The following is an 18,905-nucleotide window of genomic DNA, read 5'->3' as shown; positions in this document are numbered from 1 at the left end:
TTCGATGAGGTTATTCGCTTCAGAATTGCTTTACAATAAGTGAATCGAAGAATTGACGGAATTGGCTGTGAATCTTAACAAACTGTATATCGGTGTGATGTCTGGAACCAGTATGGACGGTGTAGATACCGCACTGGTTGAAATTGAAGATAACCGTGTTCGCTTGATCGCACACGATGATTACCCAATGCCCGCTCATATTAAGCAGATGCTACTGTCGGTTTGCACTGGGCAAGACACGAACCTTAAAGCCATTGGTGAGCTCGATCATCAACTTGGCCATCTGTTTGCCGATGCGGTTTTACAGCTACTGGATAAATCCGGCTATTCCGCTGAGCAAATCCGAGCCATTGGCAATCATGGGCAAACCGTGTTCCACCAGCCAACAGGCGACCTGCCCTTCACTACCCAACTGGGTGATGCCAACATCATCGCAGTCAAAACGGGCATTGATACCGTGGCAGATTTTCGTCGCAAAGACATGGCGTTAGGTGGCCAAGGTGCACCGCTCGTTCCTGCTTTCCATAAAAGTATTTTTGCCATGCAAGATTCCACCACCGTGGTGCTTAACATCGGTGGAATTGCCAATATCTCGGTACTGCATCCTGAACAAGCAGTGATCGGCTACGATACTGGCCCGGGCAACATGTTGATGGATGCATGGTGTGAACAACACACCGGACAAGACTTCGATAAAGACGCGCAATTTGCTCTGCAAGGTAACACCGATGCCGCACTGCTCACTCAACTCTTAGCAGAGCCTTACCTCGCTATGTCGGCGCCCAAGAGCACAGGACGAGAGCTGTTCAACATCGATTGGCTGCATCATCAGTTAGCTGACCACAATACCTCAACACAAGATGTACAACGCACGCTGTGTGAATACTCGGCGAAAACCATTGCAAGCGAAGTAGAGAAATTCACTTATGGCCAGCAGCCACAGCTGTTGGTGTGTGGAGGTGGTGCGAGAAACCCGCTACTGATGCAACGTTTAGCAGAACTTCTGCCACAGTGGCAAGTCGCAACAACGGACGATAAAGGTGTTGATGGCGACTATATGGAAGCCATGGCGTTTGCTTGGCTTGCTCAGCGACATATCGATGGACTGCCGAGTAACTTACCTGAAGTGACTGGTGCGAGCCGTCTTGCTTCACTGGGTGTGCTCTATCCTAAAAACTAAATTCGTTGTGCCAGATACAGCGACAAAAAATCGAAATCAGTATTCAAAGGCTTAAACCACTATGACAAATGACGCGCTTATTGCTGCTCTCGCCCACCTTGTATCAGAGGGGCGCAACCCAGATACGATGGATATCGATTTATTGCCCTCTCTGGACATTGTTCAGAGACTCAATCAGCAAGATAAACTCGTACCGCTTGCGGTGGAGAAAGTACTACCAGAAATCGCACTCGCGGTAGATAAGATCACCGACGCGTTTAAAGTCGGCGGTCGTCTGGTTTATATGGGCGCCGGCACCAGTGGTCGTTTAGGTGTGCTTGATGCATCGGAATGTCCACCAACATTTGGCGTATCTGACAAGATGGTGGTTGGTCTGATTGCGGGTGGCCCAAAGGCGATTTTAAAAGCGAAAGAAGGTGCGGAAGATTCGCCGGTTTTAGGTGAGCAAGACCTAAAAGATATCGAATTCACAAATCTGGATGTTGTCGTAGGCATCGCTGCAAGTGGCCGAACGCCTTATGTCATTGGTGGTTTGGAATACGCAAACGAGATCGGTGCAACCACAATAGCGCTATCTTGTAATCCAGATTCTCCAATCGCCGACATTGCCGATGTCGCAATTAGCCCTGTTGTTGGCCCTGAAGCATTGACAGGCTCAACACGTTTGAAATCAGGTACCGCGCAGAAACTGGTTCTGAACATGCTGACTACTGCCAGTATGATCCGTTTGGGTAAGAGTTACCAAAACCTGATGGTTGATGTGAAAGCAACCAACAATAAACTCGTTGCACGCGCCGCACGTATCGTGATGCAAGCGACCGATTGCAGCAAAGAACAAGCAACCGAAGTGCTAAAACAAACGGATTATGAAGTGAAGTTGGCGATCTTAATGATCCTCACCGATCTTGATATTGAATCTGCTCGCACGCATCTCCATCACCAAGACGGTTTCTTACGTAAAGCGGTGGAAAGCCATCAGCCTAAATAGTGGAATGATAGAGTCCAAGCAAACAAAAAGGAGACCTCAAGGTCTCCTTTCTTATTCTGATATCAAGATTTAGTCTTCATACAACCATTCATCAAACTCTTGGTTAAGCTTGTCATTTGCTTTGCGTTTGATGTGATCGGGGTTCGTTATGTTCTTAACGTTATCCACTTTATTGGTGTACTTACGCGTGGTTTGGTTTACTTCACGCTTAACCTGATTCTCCACATAAGTGCCATCGGTGATCTCTTTGATATTGCGCTTAGTGTGATTGATGGTGTTGGTAATACGATGCTTGTCATGATCGTACTTACGCTTCATCTTTATCGACTCTTTCAATACATTAGTCGCACCAACCGTTAGGGGAAAGAGCGCCAATGCGACCAAAAAGATCTTTTTCATGTTTCTATTTCACTTCTGATTGAATCTGATATCACCAGTACACCAAAGCAATAAAATTCAAATGTCAGAAGATTAACAGGGAAAATTGCCGTCTTGATTATGAAACAGAATTAGTTGCTGTATTCGTTCCAACCACGTTGCCATTCCATACGGAATTTCTGCGCTTGAGGCGTGCCTTCGCACACACCTTCATAATACTGACCAGACAGACCCATTTGGTAAGCGAAATCCGGATTACAGTATTCTGTTACACCTTCTAGGTAGCCTTGGTCGTAGTCACCTTGCTTAGCATTACCGAGCTGATTGAGCTCTTTCACCGTACGAGAGGTATGCCCTGCAATACCATCTTGATAACCGATCTGATACCAATCACCAGATTGCGCCAATTCTTCCGTGGTTGCCGCACATCCAGCGAGTAAAGCCAGCGCCAAGCCTAACGTTGCCTTTTTCATGATTCTTCCTTAACTAGTTGTTTTCCCAACAAGCTTATCACTAAAGCCTGTGCTTTGCCGCTGCTGTGTCGATTTTGCCTGCGAGTTTCTCCTACAACCACTCACGATACATAACGACCACTGAGTACCGAATTTCACCGCTTAACGGATATCCCGACCACTGAGCAAACGATAAAACCACTTAATCCTTATATCGACCACTCGCTTCTCTATTCGACCACTCATCCACAGAGCGAATGCGCTTAACAAAAGAGGCGAATAAGATACATCCTGAGCTTAAAAAATTACCCTACCTATTAAACCAAGGACAATTGCTATGATGTGGTTTCTAACCTGTGTCGCAGCCCTCATCGGCGGATACTTCATCTACGGCGCTTTCGTTGAGAAAGTTTTCGGTATCAATGAGAATCGCCAAACGCCTGCCCATACTAAAACGGACGGTGTTGACTACGTTCCAATGTCAACCAAACGTGTTTACCTTGTTCAGCTACTTAACATCGCTGGTGTTGGCCCAATCTTCGGTCCAATCATGGGTGCGCTATATGGCCCTGCGGCAATGCTGTGGATTGTTGTAGGTTGTATCTTCGCAGGTGCGGTACACGATTACTTCTCAGGTATGCTTTCTGTTCGTAACGGTGGTGCATCAGTACCAACAATTACGGGTCGCTACCTAGGTAATGGCGCAAAACACTTTATGAACATCTTTGCCATTGTCCTATTGCTTCTCGTTGGTGTGGTATTCGTATCAGCACCAGCAGGTATGATCACAAACCTAATCAACGACCAAACCAGCTTTAGCGTCAGCATGACAACCATGGTTGTGTTGATTTTCGCTTACTACATCATCGCGACAATTGTTCCTGTAGATAAAATCATCGGTCGTTTCTACCCATTGTTCGGCGCACTACTGATCTTCATGTCTGTGGGTCTAATGACTGCAGTTGCGTTCTCTAGCGAGCACACGGTAATGGGCGACTTCCAAGTAAGCGATATGTTCACTAACTTGAACCCGAACGATATGCCTCTATGGCCTGCACTATTTATCACTATCGCATGTGGTGCTATCTCTGGTTTCCACGCAACTCAGTCACCACTGATGGCGCGTTGTATGGAAAATGAGAAGAACGGTCGCTTCGTATTCTACGGTGCAATGATTGGTGAAGGCGTTATCGCGCTTATCTGGTGTGCTATTGCTCTGTCTTTCTTCGGTACACTTGACGGTCTTGCAGAAGCTGTGAAAAACGGTGGTCCTGGTAACGTGGTGTACAGCGCGTCATTTGGCCTACTGGGTGTATTCGGTGGTGTGATTGCTTTCCTTGGTGTTGTTATTCTGCCAATCACATCAGGTGACACAGCATTCCGCTCAAGCCGCCTGATTCTTGCTGAATACTTCGGTATGGAACAGAAAACACTGCGTAACCGTCTTCTAATGGCTGTACCACTATTCGTTATCGGCGGCATCCTGACTCAAGTAGACTTCGGTATCATCTGGCGCTACTTCGGCTTCGCAAACCAAACAACAGCAGTAATGATGCTTTGGACTGCGTCGGCTTACCTACTACGCCACAACAAGCTGCACTGGATTACGACAGTACCAGCCGTATTCATGACAACCGTATGTGTGACTTTCATTCTAAACAACAGCACACTAGGTTTCGGTCTGCCAATGCAAATCTCGACTATCGCGGGCGTTCTATTCGCACTAGCGGCAGCAGGTTACGTTATCAAGATTTCTAAAGGCAAAGGCGAGACAGAACTGGCTGACGAAGAGAAACCGCAAACAGCCTCAGAAACGGCATAATGAATACCTTCGCTTGCTAACCGATTCATTATCAATGTCTGGATAAACCAAGAGCCTGCCCAACGCAGGCTCTTTTTGTTTCTCTTCGAAGATTTAATTCACTTACAATAAAAACATCATTTTTAGGTTAGGTTCGTTATGGAACTGGTCATCTCCCTTTTACAACAAATGTGTGTTTACTTAGTGTTGGCTTACATGCTGAGTAAAACGCCGATCATTTTGCCTCTGCTGAGCATCTCCTCTCGCCTCAGCCATCGGCTCATTTGTTATGTGCTCTTCTCTGGCTTTTGTATTCTTGGCACCTACTTCGGATTACAGATTAACGACGCCATCGCTAATACACGCGCTATCGGAGCAGTAATGGGTGGCCTGTTTGGTGGCCCTGTCGTTGGTTTCGCGGTGGGACTAACGGGCGGTATTCACCGTTACACCCTTGGTGGTTTTACAGATTTAGCCTGCGCTATTTCGACTACAGCAGAAGGCTTGATTGGCGGCTTGCTGCATGTGTACCTCATCAAGCGCAACAAAGGTGCGATGCTGTTTAATCCAAGCGTGGTATTCAGCGTGACTTTTGTAGCGGAAATCGTACAGATGATTCTGTTGCTCGCCGTTGCCAAGCCCTTCGACCAAGCCTATGAGCTGGTTTCAGCGATTGCGGCTCCGATGATCATTGCTAACTCCGTTGGTGCCGCTCTGTTTATGAGTATTTTGCAAGATCGTAAAACCATTTTTGAAAAGTACTCAGCAACCTTTTCCCGCCGTGCATTGAGCATTGCCGATCGCTCGGTCGGTATTCTGAGTACTGGCTTTAACAGCGAAAACGCCGATAAGATCGCCCGTATTATTTATGAAGAAACGAAGGTAGGCGCGGTCGCTATTACCGACCAAGAGAAGATTCTGGCTTTCGTTGGTATCGGTGATGATCATCATAGGCCAAATACTCCTATTTCATCGCAAAGCACACTCGACTCAATGGAGAAGAATGACATCATCTACCTTGATGGCAGTGAACGCCCTTACCAATGCTCATTAGCGAAAGATTGTAAGTTGGGCTCTGCGTTGATCATTCCTTTGCGTGCAGGTAAAGAGGTAGTGGGAACCATTAAACTCTATGAGCCAAAACGCAAACTGTTTTCAACAGCCAACATGTCAATGGCGGAAGGCATCGCTCAGCTTCTATCGAGCCAAATCTTGTATGGTGATTATCAGCAACAACAAACCCTGCTGGCTCAGGCAGAAATCAAACTGCTGCACGCACAGGTGAACCCACACTTCTTGTTTAATGCGCTAAACACCATCAGCGCCATTACTCGTCGAGATCCAGATAAGGCGCGAGAACTGATCCAAAACCTATCGCACTTCTTCCGCAGTAACTTAAAGCAGAACATCAACACCGTGACGCTAAAGGAAGAGTTGGCACACGTGAATTCCTACTTATCTATAGAAAAGGCGCGCTTTACTGATCGCTTAGAAGTTGAAATTGATATTGAACCAGAGCTTTTGGATATCAAACTGCCGAGCTTTACTCTTCAACCGCTCGTTGAGAACGCCATCAAGCATGGTATTTCCAATATGTTAGAAGGCGGCAAAGTGAAGATTTACAGCCAAGCTCACCCACAAGGTGCACTGATTACGGTAGAAGACAACGCGGGAAGCTATGAGCCACCAAAAGAGAATCATTCTGGTTTGGGGATGGAAATTGTCGATAAGCGCTTATCGAATCAATTTGGGCGTGATTCAGCGCTAAAAATTACCTCTCAGCAGCACCAATTTACTAAAATGAGTTTTATCATTCCCCACTCGCGATAAGTACAGTGAAAACGCACAAAGGTAGTCTTGGATGTTAACCGCCCTCGTCATTGATGATGAACAGTTTGCTCGTGAAGAGTTAGCAGAGCTATTGGATGAAACAGGCCAGATTGAGGTGATTGGCGACGCGTCAAACGCCATCATGGGGCTAAAGAAGATCAATGAGCTCAAACCTGATGTGGTGTTTCTCGACATCCAAATGCCACAGGTGACGGGCATAGAGCTGTTGGGCATGTTAGACCCAGAGACCATGCCTTACGTGGTGTTTGTGACCGCCTACGATCAATACGCTATCCAAGCCTTTGAAGACAACGCGTTCGACTACTTACTCAAGCCCGTTGACCCATGCCGTTTGACAAAAACCGTCAAGCGCCTGAACAAAGTAATGAGTCAATCCGCGCTCACTCAGCAACTATCAGCCATCGCGCCCGAAAGCCTAGACCAGATACCTTGCATTGGACACAACCGCATTGTGATCATGGCAACCGAAACGGTTGAGTGCGCTTACAGTGACATCAGCGGAGTACATGTACGCTCCACCTGCCAAACCGCCAGCACACAGCTCACGCTAAAAACCTTGGAAGAGAAAACCCCATTGGTGCGTTGCCATCGACAGTATCTGGTCAGCATTAAAGCCATCAGCGAGATTAAGCTACTCGAAAACGGGCTGGCAGAAATCATCACCAAAACCGGCTTTGAGATCCCGGTTAGCCGTCGCTACCTAAAGGTGCTCAAAGAGCTGCTAGGTATCAGCAGTTAAGCTTAGACTCTGATGAACTCGTGTAGAAACTCCCAATGAAAAAGGCGACCTTGTGGTCGCCTTTTTGGTGTTTGATTGGTCTTAATCGACTTGCTTAATTTGCAGTTCTTTTGGTACTTCGAAGAACATGTTCTCCTCACGACCAAGCACTTCATCTACTGCCTCAGCACCAACCAGTTCTTTGATGCGATCTAGGATTTGATTTACCAACTCTTCTGGTGCAGATGCGCCGGCAGTTACACCGACTTTCACTTTGCCTTCAAACCACTCTGGCTTGATGTCTTCTGGGCAGTCCGTTAAGTAGCCCGGTGTGCCCAGTTTTTCAGCCAACTCTTTTAAGCGAGTAGAGTTTGAAGAGTTCTTAGAACCCACAACGACCATCACATCAACATCAGCAGAGAGCTCACGCACAGCATCTTGACGGTTTTGCGTCGCGTAGCAGATGTCATCTTTGCGAGGACCTTGAATCTCTGGGAATACGCGGCGTAACTCTTCAATTACGTCTGCGGTTTCATCGACAGACAATGTTGTTTGGCTCACGTAGTGCAGATCCGATGGATCTTTCACGATCGATTTTAGCTTCTCAACATCGGCTGGCGTTTCCACAAGGTACATACCGCCCGTCTCGCTAGAGTACTGACCCATTGTGCCTTCCACTTCTGGGTGACCAGCATGACCGATCAGTACCACTTCCATATTTCGACGGCTCGCGCGCGCTACTTCCATATGTACTTTGGTTACCAGCGGACACGTTGCATCGAATACTGTCAAATCACGAGACTTCGCTTCTTGGCGTACGGCTTGTGACACACCATGAGCGGAGAAAATCACAATGTTGTTGTCTGGCACTTCGTGCAATTCTTCAACGAAGATAGCACCACGCTGCTTTAGACCTTCAACCACAAAGCGGTTGTGTACCACTTCATGTCGAACATAGATTGGTGGCTGATACATCTCTAGCGCACGCTCTACGATGCTAATCGCGCGGTCAACACCAGCACAGAAACCACGTGGGTTAGCTAACAGGATTTTCATTTCATTGCTCATGGAAGTTATCTTTAATTTGGTTCGCTATTCTACTGACAAAATTTCGACTTCGAAAGTCACGTCTTGTCCCGCGAGTGGATGGTTGAAATCCACTGTCACTGAGTCGCCAGCAATCTCAGTAATGATTCCCGGGATTTCCATACCGTCTGGACCGCTGAATGCCATGATCGTGCCGACTTCAACTTCCGCTTCGCCAACAAATTTAGTGCGGTCCATATGGTGGATATGGTCTGGGTTCGGCATACCAAAAGCATCAGCGGCTTTCAGTTCGATCGCCTTTTCTTCACCTACTTGTAAGCCTAGTAGGCATTTCTCAAAGTTCTCACTCAAGCTACCATCGCCCATCACGAATTTAGCAGGCTTACCCATATTGTGTGTGCTGTCTGCTACAGAGCCATCTTGCATTTTGATGGTGAAGTGCAGCGTTACTGCTGAATCTTGATTTATTGTTGTCACGTTACTGCTTCCTTGTTCTTGGGTTGTCCAGCGTTCTGTCTGATCACGTACTGTGATTGCTTTTTATTGTACGAAGATACGCGGATTGCGCTCCAACATAATAAAAAGCGTCGTTCGAATCAACGGACGACGCTTAGGGTTATTCGGTATATCGCAAAAGATTACTTGTCAGCATCCTTTTTGCGGAAGCCGTCAAGAATGATCATTGCCGCACCAATACAGATAGTCGTATCCGCTAGATTGAATGCTGGCCAGTGATAGCTGCCCCAGAAGAAGTCAAGGTAATCAACAACAAAGCCGTGAACCACACGGTCAAACACGTTGCCCACTGCACCACCAATAATCAATGCATAAGCGATGTTGTTCCATTTTTCTTTGGCTGGAAGCTTACTCATCCAGTAAGTCAAAAGACCTGTCACAACAAACGCGATACCAGTGAACAACCAGCGTTGCCAGCCCGCTTGATCGCTCAAGAAGCTGAATGCTGCACCGTAGTTATGAACATAAAGTAGGTTGAAGAATGGCAGCACCTCAATTCGGTTTGCCCATCCGTAGCCCATGTTGTCCATTACCACCAATTTGATGCCAATATCGGCAATAAATACCAGAATTGCTAACCATAGCCAGCGAACTCCAGATTGCTTTAACGTCAGTGCTTTTTCACTCATTACTTTACCTACAAACAGCCCCAGTAAATACTGGGGCTGTTAATTTTAAAAAAAGTTCAGTCGTTCTAGGCAATTACGCGAATTTACGTACTTCACCTTCGCCGTCAACGTTCGACACACAACGACCACAGATCTTCTCGTGACCTTCGATTGTGCCTACGTCTGGCGTGTGGTGCCAACAACGGTCACACTTCTCGCCTTCAGCTGCTGCTACTTCAACAAACAAGCCTTCGATATCCGTCGCTTGTGCAGCATCAGTCTTCTCACCTAGAGGCTTAACTTTCGCTGCAGATGTTAGTAGAACAAAGCGCAGTTCATCTTCTAGTTTGTTGATTTTCGCCGCTAGAGCGTCATCAGCAAATAGCGTCACTTCAGCTTGTAGTGCACCACCGATGGTTTTCTCTTTACGCGCGTCTTCTAGAAGTTTGTTCACTGCGCCACGAACCGCTTGGATCTCAGTCCAGAATTCGTTGTTCAGCTCTTCGCCCTCAGCAAGACCGAATAGACCATCGAACCACTCACCAGTGAATACGAACTTGTCGCGTTGACCAGGCATTTCGTTCCAGATTTCATCTGCTGTGAACGACATGATTGGCGCCATCCAACGAACTAGCGCTTCTACGATGTAGTAAAGTGCTGTCTGACAGCTACGTTGAGCGTTGCCGCCACGTTTTGCTGTGTACTGACGGTCTTTGATTACATCTAGGTAGAAAGAGCCCATTTCGATTGAACAGAATTGCATTAGACGCTGAGTCACACCGTGAGTGTTGTACTCTTCGTATGCTTTAACGATCTCTTCTTGTGCTGCTAGTGCACGACCAACCGCCCAGCGATCTAGCGCAACCATCTCTTCAACAGGAACGATGTCTGTTTCAGGGTTGAAGCCGCTTAGGTTAGCAAGGAAGAAACGCGCTGTGTTACGGATACGACGGTAAGCATCTGCGCTGCGTTTTAGGATTTCATCAGAAACCGCAACTTCACCAGTGTAATCTGTAGAAGCAACCCATAGACGAAGAATGTCAGCACCTAGCTTGTTAGTTACGTCTTTTGGCGCAACCACGTTACCGATAGATTTAGACATCTTACGACCGTGACCATCAACCACGAAACCGTGTGTCAGTACTTGTTTGTACGGCGCTTCGTCTTTCATCGCGATAGATGAAATTAGAGAAGACTGGAACCAACCGCGGTGTTGGTCAGAACCCTCTAGGTATAGGTCTGCACTGTTGCCGTTGTACTCTTCACGAGCATCAACAACAGAGAAGTGTGTAACACCTGAATCGAACCATACGTCTAGTGTATCTAGTACTTTTTCGTATTGGTCAGCGTCAGCACCTAGTAGTTCAGCTGCATCGACATCCCACCATGCTTGGATGCCTTTCTCTTCAACCAGCTTAGCGACTTTCTCGATCAGCTCTAGTGTGTTCGGATGAAGTTCTGCTGTTTCTTTATGAACGAACAGAGCAATTGGCACACCCCAAGTACGTTGACGAGAGATACACCACTCAGGGCGACCTTCGATCATACCTTCGATACGGCTTTGACCCCACTCAGGCATCCACTCAACATTCTTGATTGACTCTAGTGCTTTAGCACGTAGGCCAGCTTGGTCCATAGATACGAACCATTGTGGTGTTGCGCGGAAGATGATCGGAGTCTTATGACGCCAACAGTGTGGGTAGCTGTGCTCGTATGCGTGGTGGTGTAGTAGTGCACCTTTTTCTTTCAGTACTTCTACTACTGCATCGTTCGCTTTAAATACGTGCTGACCAGCAAATAGCTCAGTGTCTGGTAGGTAAACACCGTTTGAACCAACTGGGTTTGCTACTTCTAGGTTGTACTTATTACCAACCGCGAAGTCTTCTTGACCGTGACCAGGTGCAGTGTGAACAACACCAGTACCTGAATCAGTTGTAACGTGATCACCAAGGATCGCCGGTACAGTGAAATCGTAGAATGGGTGTTGGAATTGAGAAAGCTCTAGGTCCGCACCTTTAGCAAAGCCAAGGTTGTGGAAGTGCTCGATACCTGCACGGTCCATTACGTCTTTCGCTAGCTCAGCAGCAACGATAATACGCTCAGCGTTGTCGCCTTCTGTTTGGATAAGCACATACTCTAGATCATCACGTAGGCATACTGCGCGGTTTGCAGGCAGTGTCCAAGGTGTTGTTGTCCAGATAACGATAGATACGTCACCTTGGCCTTCGTGACCTTCAGTTAGCTCAAACTTAGATAGCAGTGCCGCTTCGTCAGCCGCTTTGAAGCGAACGTCGATAGATGGCGATACTTTATCTTTGTACTCAACTTCTGCTTCAGCAAGAGCTGAACCACAGTCTGTACACCAGTGAACTGGTTTAAAACCTTTCAGTAGGTGACCTTTGCTTGCGATCTTACCAAGTGCACGGATGATGTTCGCTTCAGTTGCGAAGTCCATAGTGCGGTATGGCTTGTCCCACTCACCCATGATGCCAAGACGCTTGAAGCTCTCTTTTTGACCTTCAACTTGACCTGCAGCGTACTCGCGACATTTCTCGCGGAACTCAGCTGCCGTCACTTTTTGGCCTGGCTTGCCTACTTTCTTCTCTACCATCAATTCGATAGGTAGACCGTGGCAGTCCCAGCCTGGGATGTAAGGTGCGTCAAAACCTGAAAGTGTTTTGGATTTAATAATAATGTCTTTAAGAATCTTGTTTAGTGCGTGACCAATGTGAATGTCACCGTTCGCGTAAGGAGGGCCATCGTGCAGTACGAATGACTTTTTGCCTTTCTTAGCTTTACGGATTTCACCGTAAAGATCTTCTTTGTACCAACGCTTAAGCATTTCTGGCTCACGATTGGCCAGGTTGCCGCGCATTGGAAACCCTGTTTCAGGTAAGTTCAGGGTATCTTTATACTCACTCATCGATTCTTAATTCCGTTATATTGGGCGAAAATTAGACATTATGTTGCACGGTGGAATAAACCGCTCAACGCTTAAGCTGACGCAGCCACACCCTCGCTGCTTCAGCATCCAATTCGATTTGTTGTTTAAGTGCTTCAAACGACTCAAACTTTTGCTCATCTCTAAGTTTATGCAAAAGTTCCACTTCTAGCTGCTTGCCATATAAATTAGCGTGAAAGTCGAATAAGTGTACTTCTAACTGCTGGCGAACACCATTTACTGTTGGCCGTTGACCAATGTTAGCGACGCCACCCACTGGCTTATCTCCTAAGCCAAGCGCTTGAACAACATAAACTCCGGAAACCGGAGATACACAGCGTTTCAAAGGAATATTTGCAGTAGGGAACCCGATGGTTCGACCTAGCTTTCTTCCGTGTGAAACACGACCGGCAATGCTGTAATCTCTTCCCAGCATCTCTTGCGCGGAATGCAAATCATCACGAGCCAGCGCTTTACGGATAGCCGTGCTGCTCACTCGTAATTGCTGTAAACAAAAGCTTTGGGTACTGACAACTTCAAAGCCGTACTTTTCCCCTGCTTCTTGTAACATCGCAAAGTTACCAGTTCGGCCTTTGCCGAAACAGAAATCATCGCCGATGACAAGAAACTTAACACCCAATCGACCAACCAACAAGTCACGGATAAACTCTTCCGCCGTTAGGTCAGCAAAATGACGATTGAAGTTAACACACAGCAAACGATCGATGTCGAGCTTACTCAGCTGAACAAACTTATCACGCAGTCGCGTTAACCTCGCAGGTGCCTTATCTCGAGCAAACAGCTCCATCGGCTGAGGTTCAAAGGTCATCACAACCGAAGGCAACGAAAGTTTCTCCGCTTGTTCAGACACTTGCTGCAATACTTGTTGATGGCCTCTATGTACGCCATCGAAATTGCCAATAGTCAGCACGCAGCCATGATGGCGCGACTTGATATTGTGAATGCCTCTGATCAGTTCCATTGGATACTGCTTTATGCCTCTGTTTTTACTTTGCACTGTGTGAAACTGACGGATTATATACCAATCAACCTTATTCTGTCCCAGCTTTTAGGTCTTTTAAACGTACGCCGAGTAAAAACACCACAGCAAGGTAAACGCCAGCACCAAGTGCAATCAGCATTCCCAATACGCCACTGCGGTGAGCAAAGCTCCAATTCAGCCACACAGACATATCTTCAAGTTGCCATAAGATAGCCGCAACCATCGCTGCGCCAGCTATCACTAAACGTATAATAAAGAGGACTGTTCGCTTAGTGATTTGGTACACACCAGCAATATGCAAGCCGCGGTAAAGCAATGCCATGTTTACAAAAGCAGAAAGCGCCGTTGCAATAGCAAGACCAACGTAACCGTAGAAGTACGCAAAGATCGCGTTGAAGACCATATTCGTCACCATTGCAATGATGCCGTACTTCACTGGGGTTTTGGTGTCTTGACGCGAGTAATAACCCGGAGCGAGAACCTTAATCAGCATGAAGTTAAGCAGACCTGATGCATACGCTAATAAAGAGAGAGAGGCTTGATGAACGTCTTGCGGAGAAAACTCACCGCGCATGAATAGCACCATCAACATTGGCTTCGCTAGTACCATCAAACCAAGCATTGCAGGAATACCGAGTAAGGTAACCATACGTACGCCCCAATCCATGGTGTGTGCAAAACCTTCACTGTGTGCGTCTACGTGTTTACGTGATAGTGCAGGAAGAATCACCGTGGCAATCGCGATACCAAACAGACCTAATGGGAATTCCAATAAGCGATCTGAATAGTACAACCAACTGATCGAGCCGGTTTGTAGGAAACTGGCAATAAAGGTATCAAACAGTAAGTTGATTTGGCTCACCGACACACCAAATAGAGCAGGAATCATTAGGGTACGGATCTTCACCACACCCGGATCGCGCCAGCCCCATTTAGGCTTAACCATCACTCCCGCTTTAATAAGGAAGGGAATCTGGAATAGAAACTGAACAAGGCCACCTAGCAATACGCCAATCGCAAGACCGATTTCTGGTTGCGACATCTGAGGCGAAATAAACCACGCCGCCAAAATGATCATCACGTTGAGGAAGACAGGCGTAAAAGAAGAGACTGCAAACTTACCTAAGGTATTGAGGATCGCACCAGAAAGCGCAACAAAAGTGATGAACCATAAATAAGGAAAGGTAATCTTGAGCATGACGCTAGCAAGTTCGAACTTCTCAGCCGCCGGACCACCATGCATCCAGTCCAAGAACCAACCAAAGCCAAAAAGTGCCGTTACGACACCAGAGCCTAAAACCCCGAGAATGGTAACAATAGAGACAATCACACCTAACGTACCAGCAGCACGGGCAATCAACTCTCGGGTTTTGTCCATATCCCCTTGGGCGTGGCTTTCGGTTAGTACTGGTACAAAAGCCTGAGAAAATGCGCCTTCAGCAAACAGACGACGTAAGAAATTAGGGATTTTATTGGCAAAGAAGAAGACGTCGGCACTCGCGCCGGCCCCCATCAAGTTTGCTACTACTACATCACGAACTAAACCTAGGACGCGCGAAATTAATGTCATGGCACTGACGATCATGCCAGACTTGAGCAGTCGTTTACTCACTGTAACCTCGGAATATCACCAAAAGATAGCCAACCCTATTCCTCTAAGCCTTTGAAAGCTACAAATGGGCGTTAAAAATATATCCGTTTATTGTCAGATCTAGGCGGATAATTATTAGCAATGGTCTAAAAATGCTGTTAGAATCCCCGCCATCTTAACCGCGATGACCTTTGTTACCAAAATTTGTTTTGGTTTCGATTGGTTTTTGCACAAATCATTTGACATTTAGGCGCAAATGAGGGATAGTCCTCGCCCTTAAATTGTCATAGAAATAAGTTTTTGGGAGTTAGACCCTTGGCAAATAGTAAATCTGCTAAGAAGCGCGCTATCCAAGCTGAGAAACGTCGTCAGCACAATGCTAGCCGTCGCTCAATGATGCGTACTTACATGAAGAAAACTGTTGCTGCTATCGAAGCAGGCGACAAAGAAGCTGCAACTGCTGCATTCGCTGCAGTTACACCTATCCTAGACCGTATGGCGACTAAAGGCCTTATTCACAAGAATAAAGCAGCTCGTCATAAGTCTCGTTTCACTGCACAAATCAAAGCTCTTTAATAGAGAATTGATTCCACAGTGAAGAAAAAACCGGCTCACGCCGGTTTTTTTATATCTAAAATTTAGTGTTACTAAATTGAAAGCATAAAAAAAAGCTGGCAATGCCAGCTTTTTCTCATTTGTGACCTGTCATCACGCGGTAGCTACCTCACAATAGAGACCATGAAGTGTTTGAATAAGCTCTTTCACTTCATCACTCTTTAATGTGTAGTAGACCGTTTGCGCTTCTTTTCGCGTTGCAACCAACTCATCGCGTCGAAGCCACGCTAAGTGCTGAGACAGTGCCGATTGACTCAACTCTAGTTTTGCGCAAAGCTCCCCGACCGAAAGCTCTTGATTATGCAGCATGCAAAGGATTTGTAGGCGTCTTTCATTTGCCATCGCTTTAAGCAACACGACAGCTTTGGCGGAGTTTTTCTCCATTTCTTGTAGATTCATGTGCTGTACCTCTAGCTACAACTTACTTTCCCCAACCCTGGCCAGTTTGTTGTGTTACAAAGATTTTATAATTTCGAGTTATAATTTTGTCGATAGTAATCTATTTATTTGCGCAACGAAACTTGTTCATTCAAACATTTGGCTAAAATCTGCATCACAAACGTTCTTTACTGCTGGATGTTGTATCATTCGCTCGGCAAAGATGACGTAATACTCTTCCTTCAAATCGTCAACATGCCCAATTAATTGCAAATTGCGATCGTCCTCAATCTCGGACATGTACACCGTCGGTGCTAAGAAAATGACATCATCGCGATATCGAGCAAAGGCCTTCATTAACGCCACATCATCAAATTCACCCAACACATCTGGTTGCAATCCTTGACGATCAAACCACTGCAGTACTTTTCGCCCCATTGCCGTTCGGCTTGCTGGGATAAGTAGCTTTTTCTTCTCTAGGATTTCGGGGAACTTGACGTCTGGAATTTCTGACGAAGCAAAAAAGCTCATGCTGCTTTCACCAAGCTTTTTACTATATAGGCCAGGGCTTTGCGTCGAATCTACTGGACAGTCAGAAAGGATCATATCCAACTTGTGTTGTGATAAACGCTCTAGCAACAGTTCGTGAGTCGATTCATAACAACGTAAGTGAATACTATTGTCCTCTGGAACCGTGGTCATCAGCACTTTACTGACGAGACGTTTAGAGAGGGCATCGGCAACGCCGACTTCGAATAGGATATTGGAGTGTTGGCTATAGTTGACGATATCGAGCATTTCGTAGCTCAACCCAAACATGCGATCTGCGTACTTAAATACCAGCTGTCCAAGCTCTGTTGGCTCTACCGTACGACCATTACGTTTGGTCAACTTCCCCTTCATACGGTCTTCAAGTGCTTTAATCTGCCCTGTCACAGTTTGTGGCGTCAGGAATAATGCATCGGCAGCTTTTGTTACCGAGCCTTGTTTACACACCATCCAGAAGTAATAAAGGTGGTTATAGTTTAAGTGCGACATAGCCATTCCCTAGAAAGAAGATGACACTTTTTATATCAAATGTGACAACGACAAACAATAACTTCGACAAAACCTACACAAACATAAGAAAACAACAGTTTTACCGAAAATATCATATTCATACTGTCATAAAACTTGAAGCAAAACGCACTTTTTTAATCTGCTCTTAAAACTTATCAACAAAACAAAAGTGAAATTAAATCATATAAAATCAACAACTTATTTTCATGTGAATTTTTCTTCACAGATAACTATCAAAAAGAATAATAAAAATTCTCCATAGAAACTGAACTGTCATATTACTGAAATATTTCATCTCTAACATCGCCCTCAGTTTCAACAACAGACCAAATAAACGAACTGAAAGGTCCACGGAGAAAATTATGATGAACCAAGCTACTTCTACAGCAGCACCAATCTCGAGCACGACTCGCTGGTTACGCTGGGCTAACTTGGCATTCATGTTGTATCTGCTTCTTCTAGCAGTATCTATGGTTGGTAGCGGCTTCAAATGGGCAACTGGCGATCAAGCTAAAGTACTCTTTGAATTTGCGTCTCACCCAGTCGCAGGTCTAATGATCGGTTTGGTAGCTACGGCACTGATCCAATCTTCAAGTACCGTAACTTCTATTATTGTAGGTTTGGTTGCAGGTGGTCTACCTGTAGAAACCGCTATTCCTATGGTAATGGGTGCTAACATCGGTACAACCGTAACAAATACACTTGTTTCGCTTGGTCACGTTCGTTGTAAAGACGAATTCAAACGTGCATTCGCAAGTGCAACAATCCACGACTTCTTTAACCTACTTGCAGTACTGATCTTCCTACCATTGGAAATGATGTTCGGCATCCTAGAGAAAATCTCTCACTGGTTGGTATCACCATTACTAAATACAGGTGATATGAGCATGAAAGGCTTTGATTTCATCAAGCCAATCACTAAACCAGTAGTAAGTGCAATCAAAGAGCCACTAGCAACATTTGGCGACACTATGGGTGGCGTAGCGCTAATCGCTCTAGGTATCGGTACTATCTTCGTAGCTATCACGGTTATGGGTAAGCTAATGAAGAGCCTAATGGTTGGTCGTGCACGTGACATCCTCAAGAACGCAATCGGTCGTGGTCCTATCCACGGTATCGTATCGGGCTCTGTAGTTACTGTTCTTGTTCAGTCTTCTTCTACGACAACAAGTCTAATGGTTCCACTAGTAGGCTCAGGTGTTCTAAAAGTACGTGACATCTACCCATTCACTCTAGGTGCAAACATCGGTACATGTATCACGGCTCTACTAGCAGCAACAGCGGTATCTGGCGAGTTCGCAGTATTCGCACTGCAAATTGCACTAGTACACCTAACGTTCAACATTCTGGCGACATTGTTCATCTTCGGTATCCCGTTCCTACGTGAGATTCCAGTGAAATGTGCAGAAGTGATTTCAGAACTAGCTATTAAGAATAAAGCGGTTGTAGCAGGTTACCTACTGGCAGTATTCATCGTGCTACCAGGCTCTATCCTTGCTCTGACAGCATAATAATAAGATTACCATCGCTTATTTTAGGCTCCACTTCGGTGGGGCCTTTTTTCGTTTTGGGGAAGCGACAACGGGCTCGCCCCATGGAACGCTACACTTCGGGGTAAGGGATAAGGGATAAGGGATAAGGGATAAGGGATAAGGGATAAGGGATAAGGGATAAGGGATAAGGGATAAGACTCGATTATATCCACCTAGGACGGTAAGTTTTGTCAACACTCTCTAACCTTCACTAAGCTTCCAGCGCCACACTCTTTCTACCTACAGC

At 46.1% G+C, this 18,905-nt stretch carries 17 protein-coding genes; 7 read left to right on the top strand and 10 right to left on the bottom strand.

The window, feature by feature from the left end; all coding sequences use genetic code 11:
• The first annotated feature begins 67 nt into the window (after positions 1-67).
• Complete coding sequence (locus tag KIO97_RS01345) at positions 68-1,180, top strand: anhydro-N-acetylmuramic acid kinase (RefSeq protein ID WP_285380602.1); 1,113 nt, start codon at positions 68-70, stop codon at positions 1,178-1,180.
• A gap of 61 nt (positions 1,181-1,241) precedes the next feature.
• On the top strand, positions 1,242-2,168 hold the full coding sequence (gene murQ, locus KIO97_RS01340) for an N-acetylmuramic acid 6-phosphate etherase (RefSeq protein WP_285380600.1): 927 nt from the start codon (positions 1,242-1,244) through the stop codon (positions 2,166-2,168).
• 69 nt (positions 2,169-2,237) lie between these two features.
• Here the strand turns inward: murQ and KIO97_RS01335 are convergent, their stop codons facing one another.
• Both KIO97_RS01335 and KIO97_RS01330 read right to left on the bottom strand, forming a co-directional pair.
• Positions 2,238-2,567: a hypothetical protein gene (locus KIO97_RS01335; RefSeq protein WP_012127049.1), complete on the bottom strand. Its 330-nt coding sequence runs from the start codon at positions 2,565-2,567 to the stop codon at positions 2,238-2,240.
• Positions 2,568-2,677: 110 nt separating this feature from the next.
• A complete protein-coding gene (locus tag KIO97_RS01330) occupies positions 2,678-3,019 on the bottom strand; it encodes a DUF2799 domain-containing protein (protein WP_005425322.1) in 342 nt (113 codons plus the stop codon).
• Between the two features lie 316 nt (positions 3,020-3,335).
• On the opposite strand from KIO97_RS01330, the gene KIO97_RS01325 reads away from it, so the two are divergent.
• The 3 genes from KIO97_RS01325 to btsR all read left to right on the top strand — a co-directional run bounded on the left by KIO97_RS01325 (position 3,336) and on the right by btsR (position 7,389).
• Positions 3,336-4,820: a carbon starvation protein A gene (locus KIO97_RS01325; protein ID WP_005425329.1), complete on the top strand. Its 1,485-nt coding sequence runs from the start codon at positions 3,336-3,338 to the stop codon at positions 4,818-4,820.
• 138 nt (positions 4,821-4,958) lie between these two features.
• Positions 4,959-6,629 (top strand): sensor histidine kinase, encoded by a 1,671-nt coding sequence (locus tag KIO97_RS01320; RefSeq protein ID WP_010646595.1) that lies wholly within the window; start codon positions 4,959-4,961, stop codon positions 6,627-6,629.
• A 31-nt stretch (positions 6,630-6,660) separates the two neighbouring features.
• A complete protein-coding gene (btsR, locus tag KIO97_RS01315; RefSeq protein WP_285380597.1) occupies positions 6,661-7,389 on the top strand; it encodes a two-component system response regulator BtsR in 729 nt (242 codons plus the stop codon).
• A gap of 81 nt (positions 7,390-7,470) precedes the next feature.
• Here the strand turns inward: btsR and ispH are convergent, their stop codons facing one another.
• From ispH to murJ, 6 genes are all read right to left on the bottom strand, one after another.
• Entirely contained in the window at positions 7,471-8,436 is a 966-nt protein-coding gene (gene ispH / locus KIO97_RS01310; protein ID WP_029388716.1) for a 4-hydroxy-3-methylbut-2-enyl diphosphate reductase, read from the bottom strand.
• Positions 8,437-8,460: 24 nt separating this feature from the next.
• Positions 8,461-8,892 (bottom strand): FKBP-type peptidyl-prolyl cis-trans isomerase, encoded by a 432-nt coding sequence (gene fkpB, locus KIO97_RS01305; RefSeq protein ID WP_285380594.1) that lies wholly within the window; start codon positions 8,890-8,892, stop codon positions 8,461-8,463.
• Positions 8,893-9,053: 161 nt separating this feature from the next.
• Positions 9,054-9,560 (bottom strand): signal peptidase II, encoded by a 507-nt coding sequence (gene lspA, locus KIO97_RS01300; protein ID WP_005425321.1) that lies wholly within the window; start codon positions 9,558-9,560, stop codon positions 9,054-9,056.
• A 73-nt stretch (positions 9,561-9,633) separates the two neighbouring features.
• Positions 9,634-12,462 (bottom strand): isoleucine--tRNA ligase, encoded by a 2,829-nt coding sequence (gene ileS, locus KIO97_RS01295; protein ID WP_038888992.1) that lies wholly within the window; start codon positions 12,460-12,462, stop codon positions 9,634-9,636.
• Between the two features lie 64 nt (positions 12,463-12,526).
• Complete coding sequence (gene ribF, locus KIO97_RS01290; protein ID WP_005533261.1) at positions 12,527-13,462, bottom strand: bifunctional riboflavin kinase/FAD synthetase; 936 nt, start codon at positions 13,460-13,462, stop codon at positions 12,527-12,529.
• A gap of 70 nt (positions 13,463-13,532) precedes the next feature.
• On the bottom strand, positions 13,533-15,095 hold the full coding sequence (gene murJ, locus KIO97_RS01285) for a murein biosynthesis integral membrane protein MurJ (RefSeq protein WP_103410229.1): 1,563 nt from the start codon (positions 15,093-15,095) through the stop codon (positions 13,533-13,535).
• A 294-nt stretch (positions 15,096-15,389) separates the two neighbouring features.
• Here murJ and rpsT point away from each other — a divergent pair, with 294 nt between their 5' ends.
• The gene (gene rpsT, locus KIO97_RS01280; protein ID WP_005447926.1) at positions 15,390-15,650 is read left to right on the top strand and encodes a 30S ribosomal protein S20; all 261 of its coding nucleotides are present in this window, start codon (positions 15,390-15,392) and stop codon (positions 15,648-15,650) included.
• A gap of 132 nt (positions 15,651-15,782) precedes the next feature.
• On the opposite strand, the gene KIO97_RS01275 is transcribed toward rpsT, so the two are convergent.
• Both KIO97_RS01275 and nhaR read right to left on the bottom strand, forming a co-directional pair.
• A complete protein-coding gene (locus KIO97_RS01275; protein ID WP_061007740.1) occupies positions 15,783-16,088 on the bottom strand; it encodes a metalloregulator ArsR/SmtB family transcription factor in 306 nt (101 codons plus the stop codon).
• Between the two features lie 126 nt (positions 16,089-16,214).
• The gene (gene nhaR / locus KIO97_RS01270; RefSeq protein ID WP_005533256.1) at positions 16,215-17,105 is read right to left on the bottom strand and encodes a transcriptional activator NhaR; all 891 of its coding nucleotides are present in this window, start codon (positions 17,103-17,105) and stop codon (positions 16,215-16,217) included.
• Positions 17,106-17,491: 386 nt separating this feature from the next.
• Between nhaR and KIO97_RS01265 the strand changes: the two genes are divergently transcribed.
• Positions 17,492-18,637, top strand: coding sequence for a Na/Pi symporter (locus KIO97_RS01265; protein WP_029388715.1), 1,146 nt, complete (start codon positions 17,492-17,494; stop codon positions 18,635-18,637).
• Positions 18,638-18,905 lie beyond the last annotated feature (268 nt).

It is taken from the genome of Vibrio sp. B181a (assembly GCF_030248375.1).
GTDB classification, from domain to species: Bacteria; Pseudomonadota; Gammaproteobacteria; order Enterobacterales; family Vibrionaceae; genus Vibrio; species Vibrio campbellii.
The sequence above is the reverse complement of the archived record's forward strand: the minus strand, read 5'-3'. Positions and strand labels throughout refer to the sequence as shown.